Genomic DNA, 19,813 nt, shown 5'->3' with positions numbered 1-19,813 from the left:
TTCGTCCTTCGCCAACAAAAAGCAAAAAACGGCAGAAGCCTTAGCTTCTACCGTTATAATCTATTCTTAAGCCTTACCGAAGTAAGCCTGAATGCCTTGGACCAGCCCCTTAATGAGCTTGTCCTGGTAGGCAGGTTGATTAAGTTTTTTGAACTCCTCGGCGTTATCCATGAAGCCTAGCTCCACCAAAACAGCTGGCATGTCCGTCTTACGAGTCACATGCAGGTTCTGAGGACGCGCTCCTTGGTCGCGGGCGCCTGTCATCTTAACCATTTCGCGTTGCAGAAGTTGGGCCAGACGCTTACCTTCTGTAATCTTGCTTTCTGGGTGATAAGGCATGGACATGAAGCCTTCTTCCTCAATGCTGTGATCGTGGAAGAGGGACAGAATCCCCTGCACCTTACCTGATAGAGCCGCCGGCATGGCGTTGTGGTGAACGCTGACGAAGATATCCGGCATGAGTCGGTTAGGCTCAAACTCACGTTGGCCTAGCGGAATTTCCTTATCGTCCACGCGCGACTCATAAACTTCATAGCCCAGACGGCGGAGTCGGTCAGCCAATGGCCGGGTAATGTCTAAGTTCATGTCCTTCTCGGTACGTCCAAAGGCCACCGCCCCGGTCTCGGCACCACCGTGTCCTGCGTCAATGTAGACGGTCCGCTTGCCCATTGGTACTTCCACTAAGTCAGAACGTTTAGCATAGGCGAAGACCTTGTTATTGCGAATCAGGGCTACTTCAGCATTCTTAGCGCCTGGCAGACTCGCCACGCCAAAGCGTTGACCGAAGTAGTCCTTAACCGGCACGGTCTGGCGCTTGCCATTGGCGTCTAGGACTTGAATGGTCGTACCAATACCGCGGACTTTGACTTCGTGGTTAACTAGACGCTCTTGGTATTGCAGCTGCAAACGACCCCCTGGCGCGGTCAGCAAGAGGTTGCTCCCTTGTTGGCTGAGGCTCCGGTCACCATGCCAGATAACTTCGCTAGCATTGCCTACGCCGCCTACTACTTGATAGACTTGTCCCTTGCGGATCTGGCTAGCATCGAATAACAACTCGAAGAGACGCGGGTTTTGAGTGGCTTTCACTTGGACATTGACTTTATGACGGCCATCCTGAGACAGAACTTGAGCACTCACTTCCTTGGCTGGCGCCGCTTCTCGATAGCCGGCCGCATCATAAGTCCCGTAAGACAAGTGAGCCAAAATCTTAGCTACCCCGTCTACTACAGAGAAGTCATAGAAAGAAGTCGAAATCCCCTTATCAACTGGCTTAGCAGGCGCTGACTTCTTGACTAGCACTCGTTGCTTAGCTACCATGGCGGTCAAGTCCCCTGACTCTTGCTTGTAGCTGTTATCGCCTGCCCAGAGGGCTTCTTCCTTATTGTCCACACTAATCAGCACCCGGTAAGTCTGGTCGGCCTTAAGCGCCGTCCGGTCAAATTCTAGGTAGAAGAGTCGCGGATTTTGGCTAGCCCGCACCCGCAGGCCGACTTGATGCTGACCCTTAGTGGCTTCTAAGCGAGCCTTGATGACAGCTTGCGGCGCTACCTCGCGGTAACCCGTCGCATCATAGGTCCCGTAGGCAATATGAGCTAGGATAGTCCCCACCGTATCAGTCGCCGAAAACTCGTAGAAAGAAGTGGAAATCCCCTTTTGCACTGGGGCTGCCTTACGTAGGCTGACGCGTGCGCCTTGGGCATTGAGTTCTAAGCCGGCCACTGCCTGCTTATACTGGCGGTCGCCATACCAGAGTTGCTCCTGGTTATCAGCTACCTTAATCATGACCCGGTAGGCCATGTCCGTCGCGAGGGCTTTGGAATCGAAGCTGAGCTCGAAAAGCCGTGGGTTCTGGGTTGCCTTAACTTCTAGAGGCACATGGCCTTGGCCAGTGGCGGACTGGAGTTGCGCACTAATCTGGCTCTTAGGGGCCACCTTACGGTAGCCAGCCTCATCGTAATCCCCGTAGGCAATATGAGCGAGGAAGGTCCCGCGCCCGGCTGATTCGGTAAACTGGTAGAAAGAAGTCGAGATGCCTTGGTCAACCGGCTTAACTGGCGGCTGGCTGTTAGCCTTAGGGGCTAAATCCAGGGCAGGAACCGCAGGCAAGGTCGCCGGCTCTGACTCATGAGCTTGAAGCGAATCGGAACTAGCTTCTTTGGCACTAGATTCCTGATTTTGGGACGCCGACGTCTCTTGGCTTGCTTCTTGGCCTGCTGCAGCGGGGGCCACTGCTGGGGCCGATTCTTGTAGAGGGTCCTGCACTTCATGACTGGCAGGTGCTACTGGACTGACTGATTCAGCATGCACCTGATCCAAAATCATGACAGAACCTAGGGCAAGGCCCACTAAGGCCGCTAAACCATGTTTCTTCATTTTGGTGATTCCTCCTAAAAAAATACACATTTGTGGCTTGTAAATCCTTGTCTATCATACAAGTAAGCCATTCAAAAAGCAATAGATTTTTGCCCAATTGTCACCAAAAAAATAAACTTTCATCTTATAGTTAAGCCAGTGTTATTGAATGTCATCACATGGTGATAGAAGTCATAACTCTGGCCTATTCAAAAAAATCCCTCGTGACTAGCCATAGCAACGAGGGATTTTTAAAATTTGTTTATAAGAGAGCACGTATTTTGGCTGACTTCTACCCTATCTATTAGTGTAGACACTAATAGATAGGAGCACTTAATCAGACCTTGCGTCTTTTTAAGAAACCTAGGGCCATCTGGCCTAGATAGCTGACGAACTGCTCGCGACTGAACCAGAGAATAGCAAGATAAATCAGAACAAAAAAACAGGGAGAACCCCCTGTTTTCAAGCTTTAAAATTAATCATTTAAGGAAGATAAGAATTGTTGTAGAGCATCACGCCAAGTAGGTATAGTGAAACCTAATCGCTTAGCCTTTTGTAAGCTCATTACGGAATGTTTAGGGCGATAGGCTTTTTGCGGAAATTCAGCCGAAGTCACTGGCAAAACCTCAACATCCGTGTCTTTCAAAATTTCCCTAGCAAATTCATACCAAGTACAAGCATCATCATTGGATAAATGGTAGATGCCATATGGTGATTGATTTTGAAGTAGGAAAACCACAAACTCTGCCAGTGTCCGAGTCCAAGTTGGGCGGCCATACTGATCATTAACAATTGTTAACTGCGGGCGTTCCTTAGCTAGGCGTCTCATAGTGTAGACAAAATTATGCCCATATTTCCCAAAAACCCATGAAGTTCGGATAATGTAGTAATCCGAAAGCAAATCTCGAACAACCTCTTCGCCTTGCAACTTAGCTTTACCATATTCATTCATAGGATTAGTAGGTGAATCCACCAAGTACTCGCCGTCCGCTAAATTACCGTCAAACACATAGTCAGTACTGATATAAACTAACGGAATTCCTAATTCCTTAGCTGCAGTGGCTAAATAGCGAGTGCCATCGACATTAACCTTATAGTTTAAATCCCGGCCTTCATCTTCTGCCTTGTCCACAGCAGTATAGGCTGCACAATGAATAATATGGCTAGGTTGTACTCGACGTAGTGTTTCGAATACTTGTTGTTGATCAGTAATATCCAAGTTATCTAGCGTCGTAGCCTCATATTTTAGCTCCATATCATCCATCAAATAACATAATTCTGTTCCTAGCTGACCATTTGCACCTGTGATTAAGTACATTGTTTCTACCCCTTACTGCCCATTCTTGGCATAATTCGCTTCTACTTCTTCTTTCTGTCCTTGCCACCACTCTTGATGCTCTCGATACCATGAAATAGTATCTTCTAACCCGGCTCGAAAATCAGTGAATTGAGGCGTCCATCCTAATTCATCTCTCAATTTACTTGCGTCAATAGCATATCGCAAATCATGGCCTGCTCGGTCATTGACATGCTCGTACGCATCTTTAGGTTGCCCCATCAATTCCAAGATAAGTTCAATCACCGTCTTATTGTCTTCTTCTCCGTCAGCGCCGATCAAGTAGGTCTCCCCTATCTTACCCTTAGTTAGAATCGTCCAAACCGCAGAGGAGTGATCTTCTGTATGAATCCAGTCACGAACATTCTTACCTTGACCATAAAGTTTTGGCTTAATCCCACTTAAGATATTGGTAATCTGGCGAGGAATAAATTTCTCAATGTGCTGATATGGTCCATAGTTATTGGAGCAATTTGATAAGGTTGCTTTCAGGCCAAAGGAACGCACCCAAGCCTTCACCAGCAAATCAGACCCCGCCTTAGTAGAAGAGTATGGGCTTGAAGGATTGTATGGTGTTTTATCTGTAAACTTTTCGCCTTCCCCTTCACCGTGACCCGGGAGATCTTCTCTAAGAGGTAAATCTCCATAGACTTCATCGGTTGAAACGTGATGAAAACGAACATCATATTTGCGACAAGCTTCAAGTAAAGTATAAGTCCCTATAAGGTTAGTATGTACAAAAGGGTAGGGATCCTTTAATGAGTTGTCATTATGCGACTCTGCTGCATAATGAACGACTGCATCTGCATCTTTTACTAATTTATCTACTAACTCCGCATCCGCAATATCTCCCACTACCAATTTACAGCGATTTTCTGGAAGTCCTGCCAAATTGGCCCGATTACCTGCGTAAGTTAGCTTATCAAGTACCGTTACTTTAACATCTGGATGGTGATTAATCACGTAATGCACAAAATTTGAGCCAATAAATCCGGCACCACCCGTTACTATAATGTGTTGCATATATACCTCCTCTAGTAGATTTCTGACTATGTTCTTCTGAGTTGTTGGCTATCCCAATGTCCAGAGACTAATTCGGATAATCCCCCAATTAAACGCAACTTTTAGATTTCTCCATAGACAAAATCATTCAGCTTTTCGAATTCTTTAAACGTTGGATGTTTAGCATCCTTTTCAGATGTAATAGCCTGACTCAAATCCATTTGCCAATCAATCCCTAGTTCAGGATCATCAAATGCAATACCTGCATCCGCATCTGCCTGATAATAGTTATCACACTTATATAGGAAGTTAACATTAGGCGTTAAGGTCGCAAATCCATGCGCGAAGCCTCTAGGTACCAATAACTGTCGGTGATTATGTTCAGATAGAACAAAGCTTTCCCATTGACCGTATGTTGGGCTTCCCTTGCGTAAGTCCACTATGACATCTAGAACTGCCCCAGTCACAACTCGAATTAGCTTGGTCTGTGCAGCTTGCCCCTTTTGGAAGTGTAATCCTCTCACAACACCTGCCTGAGCGGACAAGGAGTGATTATCTTGGACGAATTCATGATGAATACCCAATTCATTGAATTTAGTTTGAGAATAACTCTCCATGAAAAAGCCCCGATGATCTCCATACACATCTGGCTCGATAATTTTCACATCTGCTAATTTTGCCTCTCTTACTAACATTGGCTCTCTCCTTACATTTTTTCTTGAGCAATACGCAACAGATACTGCCCATAGCTATTCTTCTTCAATGGCTGGGCGAGCTCTATCAATTGCTCACGGCTAATATAACCCATACGATAAGCAATTTCCTCTAAACAGGCTACTTTTAAATTCTGCCGTTTTTCGATAGTTTCAATGAAAGTGCTAGCTTCCAGTAGGGATTCATGAGTCCCTGTATCCAACCAGGCATAGCCACGGCCAAGTAGCTCTACATTTAGCTGTCCCTTAGTTAAGTAAGCCTTATTGACGTCGGTAATTTCTAGTTCACCACGCGCAGATGGCTGAATATTCTTAGCAATGTCCACCACCTGATTATCATAGAAATATAGCCCCGTCACCGCATAGTGTGACTTGGGAACTTGTGGCTTTTCCTCAATTGAAATAACTCGCATGTCTCGATCAAATTCTACAACGCCAAAGCGTTCAGGGTCGTTGACATGGTAACCAAAAACTGTGGCACCTTGCTCGCGTTTAGCAGCACGTTGCAACATCTTAGATAAACCGCCACCATAATAGATGTTATCTCCAAGAATCAGGCAGACTGAATCATCACCAATGAAGTCTTCACCAATCAAGAAGGCCTGTGCTAATCCATCCGGGCTTGGTTGGACTTTATATTGGATAGATAAACCTAAGTCACTCCCATCTCCAAATAATTGTTCAAAACGCTCAGTGTCAGTAGGTGTTGAAATAATTAAAATCTCACGAATTCCAGCTAGCATTAAGATTGACATAGGATAGTAAATCATAGGTTTGTCATAGATAGGCATCAATTGCTTTGAAACAGTTTTAGTGAGCGGGTATAGTCGAGTGCCACTTCCCCCTGCTAGAATAATTCCTTTCATTTGAGTCCTCCTAGATGTTATGATTCAGACTAGACAATATCTCATCAATATTATTTTCATCAATTGGTGTATAAAGAAGCGCCAAGTTTTCCTTTATATCTTTTTCAGAGATTGACGCCCAGTCAAATCTTTGCAGCTTCTCAATTACTGATTGAGAAAACCGATATTTGATTACTTGAGCAGGATTTCCTGCCACGATAGCATAGGCTGGCACATCCTTGGTAACAACGCTCCGAGCAGCAACAATCGCTCCCTGGCCTATCGTTACTCCAGACATAATTAAAGCTTCCATGCCAATCCATACGTCGTCGCCAACAAAAATAGGACCTTTACTAATAGCTTCATTATTTACTAAGCCCGTCTTGACCTTAAAAGGATAAGTTGTCAAACCTTGATAGAAATGATTACCTCCTAGCAAGAACTTTACACCTGGAGCAATAGAAACGTAATTTCCAATTTTAAGTTCTTCACCAGGTTGCCCCCAGGAAATGATGTCGAGCTCACCATAAGTACGTTTTCCTACACTTACCCTGGATATTTGGAAGGATTGATTAATCACTTTGGTCTCATTATGAGCATTGTTACGACGCCACATTCGCTTAAATTTAGCAAAGCTTAGCCATTTTTTTAACAAATAGAAGCTTTTCTTAACCATATTATCCCTTCCTCTTTGATTGAATAAGGCTCCCTAGTAGAACGATGCTTGGGTTACGAGTTAGGTAGGCCAAACCTAAGTAGATACATGCGCCTATCAATATTTGGATGGCATATGTCAAAAGCGTCTCAGATCCCATTGCCCCAACAAGATAGACAGCCACTCCCATAATAATTGCTATGCCAACATTATTTAAGAATGAGGCAAAAACCTCTCTGTATCGAATCCCAATGTGTTCCTTAGCAAAATACATGTAAGCACTAAAAACGGTTATTTCCAATACAACCTCAGATAGGGCAATGTAGATTACCCCCCAATTTATGACACTAAAGAGTAGTATTAACCCTAAAATTCGCAGTGGCACATCCATTTTTAGTATAATGTCAGACCGCCCAACTGATTTAATAGATTGTAACAAAGCCGTTTGAGGCGCCCTAAAAAGCAATGTAACACAAATAATCTGGAGATATGGAATCATATCTAACCATTTTTCTGTAAGTAACACCACAGTAAAAGGTTTCGCCATGACAATGAGTCCCACTAGCAAAGGGGAAAGAATAAAGGAAGATACTTGCATCGCCTTTTGGGCATAGCTTCTCACCATCATAATACTAGATTGTGCCCGAGACATAACTGGGAACAATGCACGCGAGATGGCCGTATCGACATTCGTCACAATCAAATTAGGATACTGGTTACCTTTAGTATAATAAGCTAAATCTTCTGGAGAATAAAATTTAGCAATTAAAAGTGATCTAACATTGGCAAATAGAGTATTTAATAATGATTGCACCAAAAGCTTCCAACCATAATCATATAAGTTCTTTAGTCTAGCTATGGAAAAATATAGCATTGGCTTCCACCGAGTAAGAGCGAACATTATGATAATACTACAAGTGGTAACTAAGAAATCTTGTGCTACCAATGCCCAAACACCAAAACCAAGATAAGCTAAAATAATACTTACAACACCTGATATAAAGGTTGCCCCAGTAGAAGTAATGAAAAACTTCGAAAACTGCAATTCTCTCATGACAATCGCCTGTTGGACCGCACTTATTGCAACTAACGGAATTTTAAAAGCTAGTACCCGCATAATTGGAATAAGTAGCGGAACACCATAGAAATCAGCAATCGCAGGCGCTATAAACATCACTGCTAGCATTATCAGAAAAGAGAAGATTAGATTAAAATAAAAGACTGTCGAGTAGTCACGATTATCTAGATTATCTTTCTGAATAATAGCCGCACTAAAACCACCATCTACTAGAACATTAATTAACGCGATGAAGATTGTCACTAACGAAATCGTCCCATAATCTGACGGTGCAACCAGTCTAGCTAAAATAATCGTGAAGATGACTAAGATTGTCTGAGTCCCAAGGCGTTCAAGTAGATTCCAGAGAGCCCCATTCACCAAACTTGTATTTTTCTTACTCATTGGCATCCCCTTCTAACCGGTTTGTATCGAGATATAGGGGAACCAATATGCACAGATGTATCATTACAAATGAGAAGTATTCCGTTAACCCCACCAAGGTATAGACAAAGAGGCCAATACTACAGATTTGGAAGGCCTTTTTACCGATATTTTTGTAAATGGTTTTTATAATTTGCATGATATGAATCATAAAACAACCTAAACCAATTAGCCCTGATTGGAAAGCGACTTGCAAGAAATGGTTGTGAGCATGAGTTGCTCCTAGCCAGGTAAACCCACCACCAAAATCACCTAAAATATAGGCGATACGTTCTGCAGGCATGAAGCCATGCCCCAAAAATTTATGCCGGTTGATAGCTAAGAACGCATTCTCCCATATTCGATTACGGTTAGTGAAAGTCAGGTTCTTTCCTAGCACATTCTCAACAACAAATGCTAAAGGAGCAATACGCGCCCCAAAAAAGGCAGCTAAAGAAAGCCCAATATTAGTTAGCATGAGATAGATGGGGTTGAAAAAAACTTGTTTGAATGGGAAATTAGCCATCACTAAGAAAATAACGACAGCTACCAATCCGGTTGATGATCCCCAGAAAACTTGATTCATCAGCATAGCTGTAGAAAAGAATACATAACGCCACTTGAAATACCCATGATTTTTGAGCAAAAGACCTAACAACAAAGCAGGCACCATCCAGAAAACAAAGAAGTTTTTGGAACTCAATAAATATTCTTGAGTATAGCCGTAGGCTTCATTGTATCGACTGAACAACCCATCTGGACGTAAAATAACACTAACTAAGTTAAGATAGAGGTAAAATTCAAGGTAGTAATATGCGCTCTTTATAAGCCCCCATATGTCTTCCTTAAATAGTTCGAAAATTGCGATTAAAGAAATAAGAGGCAAACTATCCCGAAAGGCCAATCCTACCTGCCCATTCCTCACTATAGTTACTGCCACTGTCCACAAGGACATCCCTAGCAAATAACTGGCTTTTGGTAGTCGACGATTAAAGAATAAGGTTCCTATACAAAATAGTCCGACACCCCAAAGGGCGAAATTATAAAATCTGTTGAGCCAAGGAACAATACCAAAGAAAGCTGGTCGAACTAATGGCGTTAGGAGTATAAAACAATAGATGCTACTATAGCGAATTCTTAATTTACCAGTCATTACACTCCCCCATTTCTAATAGTTTTCCATCTAACAAGTCCTGCATAACCGTTTTTTCTTTCTGCTCCTTTGCCCTATAGAACCATGCAAGCTTCTGTGGTATCTCCGATAACTCATCAATAATCATCTTGTGGTTTATGCGGTTAGCCATTGTCATGAGTAGAAACATGCTATGTGGGCTACGGATAGATTGATTTAAGACATCATCGTCCACATGGTTTAACTTACAATACATGTAGGCTAAATCGATGAAGAAATATAAGTCGTAAGTATGATATTTCTTGTAGTATGACTCGAATATATAATCCATTACCGTAACAAGTTTACCATGCCGACGTGATGCAACCAGGAAACCCGACCACGTGCACTGTTGCCCTTTATACTCATAGAATGATCGGCTTGAAGAAAATTCAACACTCACAAATGATTGTTGTTCTAAGTAACTCATCATATCTAATGGTTTAGCAAAAAATAGCGTAGCATCCATCCAAATTCCTCCATGGAGCTTCAGTAGATTAAAGCGTAAAACGTCTGAAAAAGTCTGAATAGATATTTTACCTGTTTCAAAACCCTCTAATATTTCTTGATCTAGTTGGGTATAAACCATGAAGTTGGAGTGGTCAATCTTGATGACATTATAGCCTTGATAGTGTTTCTCAATGGAAGCCATGCACTGCTTAACTACAGGCGGCGCTTTATCAAAGCCATCCCACCACAAAACAAAAACATTACGTTCATCCTCTTGTATTAGCCCTAGTTGATGATAGGTAGTCCCAGCTTCATCATACTCTGACATGATTTGATCTAGTCGTTTCTCAATAATAGGTGTTAGGCGTTTTAAATCTCGATAAGCACTGTGTCTTTTTTGACGGTGTTTAAGCAATTCCCAACTTTTGGCAAAGCCCTTAGTGCGCCCATCCTTAAAGAAAACCAACGGCTCTTTAACTCCATAGAGCAATAACACTTTTGCCACTTTCTTAGCAACTTGATATACTCTACGCAGACTCCAGTCTATTCCTGGCAAATAGCTTCTAACTGCTAATCTTGCCTTAGTCTTAAATGAACGCGCCTGTTGGCTCACTTCTTTAAGAACTGAGCGATAGTTCAGTTGATGGACTAATTTCTTATGAGCAGATTTCATAATGCTCATTTTCCCACCATAAAGCGACTGCATCACACCCTCTATCAACAAGAAGGACAGTCCTGTTATTTGATTTTTTTCTAACACATTTAACTCATCATTCAATCGTGACAAGTGCATTTGTGCTAACTCAATACGTCCAACTTTATCCGCAACATCAATTTTCATCATTGAATTACTATTGCTAATGTTATAGTAATAAGCATTTGGAGTTGCTTCGGTACGACATTGTTTTAATTCGCTAAGTACTAAGGTATTAAATAAAGTATCTTCACCTAGAGAGACATCTTGACAAGATTCTAATCTCCCAAGAATTTTCTTGACTAAGCTAGCCTTATAAAGTTTATTCCAGCGAGAAACGAAAATTCGATTTGAGATTTTAGTTTTCTCGACATCCATTACGAATTCCCGTAGATCGCTTGCTTTCCAAGTAAAAGTTTTTTCTAAGTAATAAGGACTATGCTTGCCTGATTGGTCAAAATAAAAACCCATCGCTACCATATCATCTTCATCTGACATGATATGTAAAAAATTCTCAATGTAGTGTCTACCAATAAAATCATCTGGATCTACAAAAGCAATGAAATCTCCACTAGCATGACGAATCCCTGTTATAATTGCACCTGCCAACCCTCTGTTTTCTTGGCTAACGACTTTAAGGCGGGAATCTTTAGCACTGTATTGCTCAATAATTGCTAAACTAGTATCTGTCGAGCCATCGTTGACGACAACCACTTCAATCTCTTGGTAGGTTTGTGCTAAGATGCTAGACAACGACCTATGTAAATAGTGTTCCTGATTATAAACAGGTACGATAATCGACACTAGCTTCATCTTACTTACTTCCTTTACCATGGTTTTATTGTTCTAATTATGTTCATAAATGAAGGTACTCTAAGATACATCAACACTTTAATCCACAGATAGTGACTCAGGGGGGAAATCTTATGCAATTTATCTAAAAATTGCACCATCGCTGGTTTCAACTGAGGAAACTTCAATTTACGCAGTACTCTCCAGTCCCCTTTTTTGGCAAATCCAATAGTGTTCTCTCCATGGATACGATATTCAATCAGTGGGATATTAACAAAAAATAAGCGTCCTAACTTAGCAGCAATTAGAAGAAGCTGATGATCATGATAGACACCAAAATCTTTAATTTGGCCATATATTTGTTGCACTTCTTTGGTGATGCAATAAGTTGCCCCCTGAAGAATATTACCTAACACTAAGTAATCAAAATCTACGGGTATTAGTACATCCTTATTCCCTTTAATTTTAGTGAAAAATCGATTTCTAACATAGTTCCCTTCTTCGGATAAAGGCATTCCATCGGCATCTATGAGCTTGAAATCTGAACAGAGAGCCAATGCCCGGTTTTCTTGCATATACCCAAGCATTTTTTCTACTTTGTTGAAGTGCCAACGGTCATCTTGATCGGCAAGGAAAATATAATCTCCCTTGCAAGCCATTATTGCTTGATAAAAATTCCGAATATAACCTTGATTAGTAGAATTTACTGTTAAGTTAATACGTCTATCTTGATAAGACTTAATAATTTCAACCGTCTCGTCAGTAGAGCAATCATCCATAATCACAATCTCATCCACAGGTACACTCTGGTTCAATATGGAATCAAGTTGTTCCTTAATATAACGTGCACCGTTATAGGTTGTCATCGCAACTGATATCATTTCATCACTCCTTAAGTCATGTACTTTTTGTACATTCCCAAACACAAGACTAGACTTCTACTTACGTTTTTCACTCTCTTGCCCCAATCGATATGGTGCTTGCTAATCTGCTTGATTGCATAGATACCTCCCCTATCAAGGATAGTCTCTACAGTCTTTAGTAATTTCATTTGTCCATCAGCTAAAGGCAGAAGTTTCATGCGTTCTAATGTTGCTCTCGTTTGACGATAGGTTAAAGCATGATCTTTCGCCAACTCTTCTAAGGCAGTCAATCGCTTTAAAATTCTCTTAAGCTTAAAATCATAAGCATGTTGGCTCGTTACATTTGTTCCATAACGTCGATAACTCATCATTGGTCTCGGTAGGTAGTAAACTTGACCTAATAGAGCAGCAAACTTCGTATAGTAATTATCGTGTGATACATATTTAGCTTCTGGCTCTTCCGGTGACAAGGGCAGAGCCAATTCAAATAAGCAACGATTGAAGAAGCTATTGCATCCATGTACCTTATGAGCGAAGAAGGTTGAGATAGCATTAGTATAGGCAATGCCTAAATTAGCCTCAAGACTGTTAGATGTTACCTGTCCATCACCATCAATAATTCTCATATCCCCATAAACAAGCAGCGGTTCGTTTAATCCCTTGTCTGAACAAAAGTCCATATAAACTTCTAACTTATCTTTATCCCACACATCGTCTTGGTCAGCAAACATATAATAATCATAAGCCTTGAGTTGCTTGCAATAAGCTACTAGCCCCCAAAAATTAGGATACGCGCCATGATAGTCGGTCTGGTTCTGAACAACTTGAATACGAGCATCTTTTTCTGCATAGGCATTAAGAATAGCTAAAGTTTGATCACTTGAACCATCATCTCTTACCACTAATTGCCAATTACTATAACTTTGTTGGCAAATACTCTCTATCTGCTGAATCAAAAATTCTTCCCCGTTATAAGTTGTCATCATGATAAGAATAGTCGGATTAGCGATTGCCATCAATATAGCTCCTTCAATTGGTTAATGGTATGTTCTAGGCCAACTTGCGGACTTAAAAGACATCTCCAACCTAAATCCATTAGTTTCTGACCGTCTAAAGTCGAATTCTGCATAGGGTTAGCTACTTTACAATCAAGGTTATTAGGTAACTCAAATACTAACTCAACACCCGTCTTTTGAGTAATTAAGCTTGTAAATTCCCTAATAGACAAATTAGCATCACTATGCGCAATATTATAAGCTTCATTGGCGTGACCATTTATAAGCACTGTCAACATAGCAGCGGAACAATCCAAGGCATGGCAATAAGACCGTAGTTGACTTCCATCGCTCTTCATCACAATATCCTTTCCTTTCAAAGCTTCAAAGATGAAAGATGACGAGATACGAGCATCATTAGGTCGCGCACTCGGACCGTATATATAGCCAGGGCGAACAATGTTTATTTCTAACCCATATTGCTGTCCGTAAGAAATACACAAAGTTTCTGTCGCACGCTTAGAAGAGGCATAGGAAGAACGCACATTCAGTAAATCCACAAAACCATAGTCATCCTCAGCAATCGCTCGATTTCCTTTTACTTGACCGTATACCTCACTCGATGAGACATAGAGAAGACGCTTGGTTCCTACTTCTCTCGCAAATTCTAAGAGTTGGTGCATGCCCTCAAAGTTAGCCAACATGGTATCAACAGGAGCTTCTACATAGAGTCTAGGATTAGCATTACTAGCAGCGTGAATAATATAATCTACCGGTTCATGAAAACCTAGTGTTTGAGTAGCATCATATGAGACGAAATTAACCATAGAATGATCTAAATAATGGCCAAATCGTCGCTTAAGCGTGGCTTCATGTCGCCCAGCCAAATAAAGAGTCATGCCAAAATCATCCTGCTCATTTAAATAGAGAAGATGATCTACTAGGGCAGAAGCAATCAAACCACTTGCCCCTGTAATTAATAGCGTCTTGCTCTTAAGTAGCTCTAGATTAGCAATTCCTTTTAATGTCAGAGCTAAATCTTCGCGATAAGATATATTATCCAATAAAATCATGGGTTATCCTTTCAGCCAGTCATCGGCTTTTGACTTAAGTAAGGCTTTGAAAATCTCTAAATCCTCCAGGGTAGTAATCTTTAAGTTTTTCTCAGACCCTAATGAAAAATAAGTCGGATTCCCAAACAATTGCATGAGTTGACAAGAAGCCGCCACCTCAGAAATCCCTTTCTCTAAGGCTTGATTGTGTAAATCCAAAATAGCATCTAAGTCATAGACATGTGGTGTCTGTGTCCGTCTTAAAACATCCCGGTTAAGAGATTCAGTAGACTGTGTTCCCTCTACTGATTCGAGAACAAAAACAACTTCTGTACATGGAATAGCAGCAACGGCATTACCATATTCTTTATAGGTTACTAGCGCATCGCTTATTATCTCATTACTTACAAGCGGACGGTTACCGTCATGAATTACTACAGTAACTGCTTGATTCGGACGTTGCTTTTTAATCTCATTCAATCCATTGTAGATTGATAACTGCCCAGAAGCTCCTCCGTTGACTATGTACTTGAGCTTTGTAATATTAAACTGACGAGCATAGGAGCGTAGCATCTCCTCCCAACCTTTAAGGATGACCACACAAATCTCATCAATCTCAGGATGATATTGGAATTTCTCTAGTGTATGAATGATGATTGGCTTGTTATCTACATGAATAAATTGCTTAGGTATATCTTGCTTGATACGGCTCCCTACACCAGAGGCCGTTAATAAGGCGATATTCATCACTTTACTCCTTTAATCGTGATATTTTAATTCTAAGAATAAATGCTTTTCTCTCTGATTAACCGGGGGTAGTTCCAAGTAATTTTCGCCATAAAAAAGGCGCAGATAAGCCTCTGCCCAAATTGGCACCTTGAAGCTCGTATCTTCAAAAGCTTGATCTTTAAACACACACATGTTTTCGCGTAGATAAATTTCCCCAGTAAAATGTTTGCGTCCTGTTGGGATGGCTACATACTTACTCTTGTCATTTCGACACCAGGCATTAACTTTAGTAGCCCATTTTATCCAATATTGATTCGGAATGAGCTTGAAGAAACGCCCCACAGCTAGCTTAAGTCCCGAGTAATTAAGTGGCCGGCCTTCTAATTCGAAAATTTCCTTAGGCAATTCCTGCATTTGAATTTCTCTGATAGATGATAAGGCAAAAGATAGTGCCAAACTCATGTATTTTTGAATAAAACGTAAGACGGGATTATTAAAGGTATTTTCTATGATATAGAGATCTATCGAAATTCCACAGTCTTCTGAATTCCAATCATATTTTCGCCGCGCTACAGTATGCTTTTTCCGGATTTGCGTTACAAGCAAGCCTAACTCAGGGTGCATAGTTGGAGTCTGTAAGTAGTACTTGTCTCCCAGAGCTTGATCAAAAACGTCAAGCAACTTGTCATAGCTTGCTCGTGGAATGTTCAGGTCGATATCGTCATCCCAAGGGATGAAACCCTGATGTCGGATAGCACCTAGAATACTCCCTCCACTTAAGGAATACTCAATCCCGTAATTCTCAAAAGCCTCTGCCACATCCTTACCGATCTTAAGCAATTCTGCCTGATACCGTTGCAGTTGCTGGTCGTCTAGAATAATAATATCCTCTTTACGAAACTGATACTGACTCATACTTATTGTCCTCTCAATAATAGGCTTTCATAACGATCCACAATATAATCCCAGGTAAAACTTGTTGTCACTCGTTGTTTGGCCTTATCAGCTAGCTGATTAATGTCTTCTGGAGACAATTCTTCTGCTTCTTGAATGACCTCTTGTAAGTTATCTTTTGGCCAGTATAAAGCACCTTCTTCAGCTACTTCACGGTTAAACCCAACATCTAACAATAAGTTTAGATGGGTCGAACCGAGCGCCTCTAATAGAGATGGATTTGTACCGCCTACTTCATGGCCGTGGAAATAGGCAAAAGCTTGTTCTCGAATATACTTTAATAATTCCTGATCATAAACCGTACCAACAAATTTAACGCGTGGGTCTCGGTCAAACCCTGTTTGAGCCTTTAGTTGCTCATAAAACTTATTAGTTTCAACATTAGTAATTAACACAAAGTCTTTTTTAGACCTTGACTGCATAAAACCACGTAGCATCGCTTCGTAGTTGTTCTCTGGAACAAAACGTCCCACTACTAAGTAGTAGTTCTTTTCTTTAATTCCTTTAGCTTGGTACCAGTCTCTCACCTGTTGATCGTGTTCCTTTAATTGTGATGGCGTCAGATCAGTACCATAAGCAATGTAGGTGGTTTTTGGGTGAAATGCTTGGTAGTCTTTCTCAATATAGGACTGGATATTCAAACTATCACATACCAATAAATCCGCATGTTTAACCATCAGTTTTTCCGAAAATTTCCAATATTTGCGGACCGGCAAGCTCCATTTCTTTCTTAGCCATTCATGGCCATCAGGATTTACATAGAGCAAGCCACCGAGAGCATGAATTTTCTTTTTTAGTCTTCCAATAAAAGGTCCGATTCTGCAAGCTAGGACATAAAAAACAGGTCGCTCATAACCTTTATTTTTGGCTATTTTAATAGCCATCTCCAAGGCCTTGACATCATAATAGATAGCTCGAGCCGGTCCAATATTTGGGACTTTAACATTAAAACAATGGGCATCATTATGTTCAAATTCTGCTGCATCAATGTCTGATTTCTGAGAATTTTCTTCCATACAGGCCACGTGGTATATGAGCTCTTTACTCTTTCTATTTTCAGTCAGTTTTTCCACAAAAGTCTCGAAACCACCATATTTGGCTGGGATTCCTTTTGACCCGATAATAAATACATGTTGTTCAGCAGCCATTATTCTGTCCCCCCATTTACACACTAAGAAAGAGATTCACCCTCTCTTTGAGAATCTGAATCCCTTCCCGGATAGCGCTGATTATTTGGTTTTGTTTAGATAAAATCATAGGGATTCACTCTCCCTCTTAAATACCGAACACAATAGCCAACCTATCCTAGCTTACTTACTCTGCCTTCTTACCATAGTTGCCATAGTTCCCATAAGAACCATAGGCACCATAGTGACTAGCCTTAAGGTCTACCTTGTTGAGGACGACCCCTAAGAATTTAGCTCCAGTATGTTCTAGGAGTTCCTGAATCTTCTTCACGGCACGACGTTTAATAGCGCCAGCTTCAACTACCAAGATGCTAGCATCACACTGATGGGCCACAATAGAGGCATCTGTAACCAAGCCCAATGGTGGCGTATCAACAATCACATAGTCGTAGTGATGACGGCAGACATCGATTAACTCTTGGAAGGACTCGCCTTGCAAGAGAGCCGTTGGGTTAGGTGGCACTGGGCCAGATAGAATCATGTGTAGGTTAGGTTCTGTGGTCCCGAAGACAATTTCCTTAACGGTAGCATCTCCTGCCAAGTAGTGGGTCAAGCCCACCACCTTGGAGCGGATTTTCATCCGGCCGACGAAGACAGAGTTACGGGTATCCGCATCAATCAAGAGGGTGCGTTTGCCTAGCGCAGCCAGGGAAGCTGCAATGTTCATAGCAACCGTGGACTTACCTTCGTTGTCCTTGGTAGAGGTTACCGCGATGACCTTGAGGTCCTTACCAGAGAAGAGGATGTTAGTCCGGATGGCGTTGTAATATTCTTCGGTTTCTGGGGAAATGAGTTTTTTATTTAATTTTGGTTCAACTTGTTCCATAGGATGCACGCCTTTCTACTTGTGGTTGGCTTGAGGGACAACCCCCAAGAGCACGAGGCCTAAGCCGTCTTCCACGTCTTCCGCATAACGCACGCGGTCGTCTAAGAGTTCTCGCACAACAATATATCCTGCTGATAAGAGGAAGCCGAGGGCTGCCGCTAAGAGGGTGTTACGACGAGTTTTTGGTGAAGATTTAATGTTGGTTGGTTTGGCTTCTTCCAAGGTAGTCACATCGTTCACCTTGGTGACGCGTTTAATTTGTTCAGAAGCCACTTCACGGACACGGTTAGCCAGGTTGCTGGCCTTTTGTGGGTCACGGTCAGAGACTGAGATGGATAGAATCCGCGTATCGCGAGGAGAGTCTACCTTAACCACACGTTTGAGTTGGCTAGGTGTCATGCTGAGGTTCTCAGAGTTGATGACTTCTGACATAACGGTGTCAGATAGGATGATTTCCTTATAGTCCTTAACCAGGAAGTTCCCTAACTGCAAGTCTTGAGTGGTGACGGCCTTGTCTTCGGTCTGGTTAACCACGTAGACGCGGGTAGTCGATTCGAAGGTTGGTCGAATGACTACTAGGTTAACTAATAAGGTCGCAACTGCTAGCACAACCGTAACAAAGACAATAATAAACTTAGCCGCCCAGAGCTTGCGCAAGAGGGCCATTGGATCAATTTCAACAAATTCTTGGTTTTTAGTTTCCATGGGGGTGTGAACTTCCTTTTCCTATTATTTTTTCAGGCTTGCTGACAAAGAGTTGGTGGGCATAGTCGGCTCCATATTTTTTGGCTACAAAGGCATAGGCTTCAGCCATATGATAAGGACGGCTTTCTACGTGATGAGCATCACTGGCAATGATGTCGATTAAGTCGGCATCTAAGAGTTGGCGTGCTCGCTTCTTGAGCACCTTGTAACGGTCAAAGAGCCCCATTGGCAAGAGACTAGCCGCATTAACCTGGATGAGACAGCCTAGTCTTCTCATTTCTTGCACTCGTTCCGGATGCTTGTGGAAGGCGTCGTAACGCTCAATGTGCGCAATAACCACATCATAAGCCAAGCCTTGAATGGCTCGAATGGCACGTACAATTTCCCGGTAAGGGAGCCCATAATCGAATTCCACCAAGACATAATCACTGCCGGCTAGAGTCAAGATTTGCCCCTGCTCCAACCGGTCCAGCATACTATTAGAATAGAAGACTTCTGTTCCTAAATGCACAGTCAGATCTGGCGCTACTTCTCGGGCAATGGTTTGAAGGTCCTGGAAATGCTTGTCAATAGTGGAGCGACTAGCCTCGAAGCGCCCTTTGCGTTGGTGAGGTGTCGCGATGAGGGTCTTAATACCTTGGCCATAAGCTTGACGCAAAAGTGCCCGCGTCTCATCCAAGGACTGAGCCCCGTCATCCACGCCATAGAGCACATGGGAATGTATATCTATCATGCTTATGCCACCTTATCCTCTCACTCAATATCACTGGCGCCCTTGGGTGCCAAATTTGTCCAACCTATTGTAACATAGCCGCTATTAAAAGTATATAGACCTGTAAAAGTTAATCGGTTTCTTCTATACATTTTGCTCAATTATGTTAAAACTGAAAGTTAATTCGCTAATTGCTCTCCCTTATACTTCTACTAAAAGAGTTGATAAATTAGCGATTCAGCCACTTTCAATTAGTATAAGAACTTCTTCTAGCTTCTATAAGCTAGCTTTAAATTTTTT

Annotated in this window: 18 protein-coding genes; all 18 read right to left on the bottom strand. The window is 41.9% G+C overall.

The window, feature by feature from the left end:
* Positions 1 to 66: 66 nt before the first annotated feature.
* A complete protein-coding gene (locus V7R82_RS01100; RefSeq protein WP_338542921.1) occupies positions 67 to 2,373 on the bottom strand; it encodes an N-acetylmuramoyl-L-alanine amidase in 2,307 nt (768 codons plus the stop codon).
* 454 nt (positions 2,374 to 2,827) lie between these two features.
* Positions 2,828 to 3,670, bottom strand: coding sequence for a dTDP-4-dehydrorhamnose reductase (gene rfbD, locus V7R82_RS01095; RefSeq protein ID WP_291431506.1), 843 nt, complete (start codon positions 3,668 to 3,670; stop codon positions 2,828 to 2,830).
* Between the two features lie 12 nt (positions 3,671 to 3,682).
* The gene (rfbB, locus tag V7R82_RS01090; protein WP_291431504.1) at positions 3,683 to 4,711 is read right to left on the bottom strand and encodes a dTDP-glucose 4,6-dehydratase; all 1,029 of its coding nucleotides are present in this window, start codon (positions 4,709 to 4,711) and stop codon (positions 3,683 to 3,685) included.
* A gap of 101 nt (positions 4,712 to 4,812) precedes the next feature.
* Positions 4,813 to 5,385 (bottom strand): dTDP-4-dehydrorhamnose 3,5-epimerase, encoded by a 573-nt coding sequence (gene rfbC, locus V7R82_RS01085; RefSeq protein WP_291431502.1) that lies wholly within the window; start codon positions 5,383 to 5,385, stop codon positions 4,813 to 4,815.
* 11 nt (positions 5,386 to 5,396) lie between these two features.
* A complete protein-coding gene (gene rfbA, locus V7R82_RS01080; protein ID WP_291431500.1) occupies positions 5,397 to 6,269 on the bottom strand; it encodes a glucose-1-phosphate thymidylyltransferase RfbA in 873 nt (290 codons plus the stop codon).
* Positions 6,270 to 6,279: 10 nt separating this feature from the next.
* A complete protein-coding gene (locus V7R82_RS01075; RefSeq protein ID WP_338542917.1) occupies positions 6,280 to 6,924 on the bottom strand; it encodes a CatB-related O-acetyltransferase in 645 nt (214 codons plus the stop codon).
* Position 6,925: 1 nt separating this feature from the next.
* A complete protein-coding gene (locus V7R82_RS01070) occupies positions 6,926 to 8,365 on the bottom strand; it encodes a lipopolysaccharide biosynthesis protein (protein ID WP_291431496.1) in 1,440 nt (479 codons plus the stop codon).
* Complete coding sequence (locus tag V7R82_RS01065) at positions 8,358 to 9,536, bottom strand: O-antigen ligase family protein (protein ID WP_291431495.1); 1,179 nt, start codon at positions 9,534 to 9,536, stop codon at positions 8,358 to 8,360. Before V7R82_RS01065 ends, V7R82_RS01070 begins: the two co-directional genes overlap by 8 nt.
* The gene (locus V7R82_RS01060) at positions 9,526 to 11,511 is read right to left on the bottom strand and encodes a capsular polysaccharide synthesis protein (protein ID WP_338542914.1); all 1,986 of its coding nucleotides are present in this window, start codon (positions 11,509 to 11,511) and stop codon (positions 9,526 to 9,528) included. The genes V7R82_RS01065 and V7R82_RS01060 overlap by 11 nt, the downstream gene beginning before the upstream one ends.
* 14 nt (positions 11,512 to 11,525) lie before the next feature.
* Positions 11,526 to 12,371 carry a glycosyltransferase family 2 protein gene (locus V7R82_RS01055; protein ID WP_291431491.1) on the bottom strand — a complete coding sequence of 282 codons (846 nt, stop codon included), beginning with the start codon at positions 12,369 to 12,371 and terminating at the stop codon, positions 11,526 to 11,528.
* An 11-nt stretch (positions 12,372 to 12,382) separates the two neighbouring features.
* Positions 12,383 to 13,369: a glycosyltransferase family 2 protein gene (locus V7R82_RS01050; protein WP_291431489.1), complete on the bottom strand. Its 987-nt coding sequence runs from the start codon at positions 13,367 to 13,369 to the stop codon at positions 12,383 to 12,385.
* On the bottom strand, positions 13,369 to 14,421 hold the full coding sequence (locus V7R82_RS01045) for an NAD-dependent epimerase/dehydratase family protein (protein ID WP_291431487.1): 1,053 nt from the start codon (positions 14,419 to 14,421) through the stop codon (positions 13,369 to 13,371). Before V7R82_RS01045 ends, V7R82_RS01050 begins: the two co-directional genes overlap by 1 nt.
* Before the next feature lie 3 nt (positions 14,422 to 14,424).
* On the bottom strand, positions 14,425 to 15,147 hold the full coding sequence (locus V7R82_RS01040; RefSeq protein ID WP_291431485.1) for an IspD/TarI family cytidylyltransferase: 723 nt from the start codon (positions 15,145 to 15,147) through the stop codon (positions 14,425 to 14,427).
* 12 nt (positions 15,148 to 15,159) lie between these two features.
* Positions 15,160 to 16,044, bottom strand: coding sequence for a LicD family protein (locus V7R82_RS01035; protein WP_291431483.1), 885 nt, complete (start codon positions 16,042 to 16,044; stop codon positions 15,160 to 15,162).
* A 2-nt stretch (positions 16,045 to 16,046) separates the two neighbouring features.
* Positions 16,047 to 17,231, bottom strand: coding sequence for a beta 1-4 rhamnosyltransferase Cps2T (gene cps2T / locus V7R82_RS01030; RefSeq protein WP_314063279.1), 1,185 nt, complete (start codon positions 17,229 to 17,231; stop codon positions 16,047 to 16,049).
* A gap of 166 nt (positions 17,232 to 17,397) precedes the next feature.
* Entirely contained in the window at positions 17,398 to 18,096 is a 699-nt protein-coding gene (locus V7R82_RS01025) for a tyrosine-protein kinase (RefSeq protein ID WP_338542909.1), read from the bottom strand.
* 15 nt (positions 18,097 to 18,111) lie between these two features.
* Positions 18,112 to 18,801, bottom strand: a complete 690-nt coding sequence (locus V7R82_RS01020) for a Wzz/FepE/Etk N-terminal domain-containing protein (RefSeq protein ID WP_291428932.1) — start codon at positions 18,799 to 18,801, stop codon at positions 18,112 to 18,114.
* A complete protein-coding gene (locus tag V7R82_RS01015; protein WP_338542906.1) occupies positions 18,791 to 19,534 on the bottom strand; it encodes a CpsB/CapC family capsule biosynthesis tyrosine phosphatase in 744 nt (247 codons plus the stop codon). The genes V7R82_RS01020 and V7R82_RS01015 overlap by 11 nt, the downstream gene beginning before the upstream one ends.
* Between the last annotated feature and the right edge of the window lie 279 nt (positions 19,535 to 19,813).

The sequence above is a fragment of the Abiotrophia defectiva ATCC 49176 genome (genome assembly GCF_037041345.1).
Taxonomy (GTDB): domain Bacteria; phylum Bacillota; class Bacilli; order Lactobacillales; family Aerococcaceae; genus Abiotrophia.
Note: the sequence above shows the minus strand (reverse complement) of the source record. Positions and strands in the feature narration are given on the sequence as shown.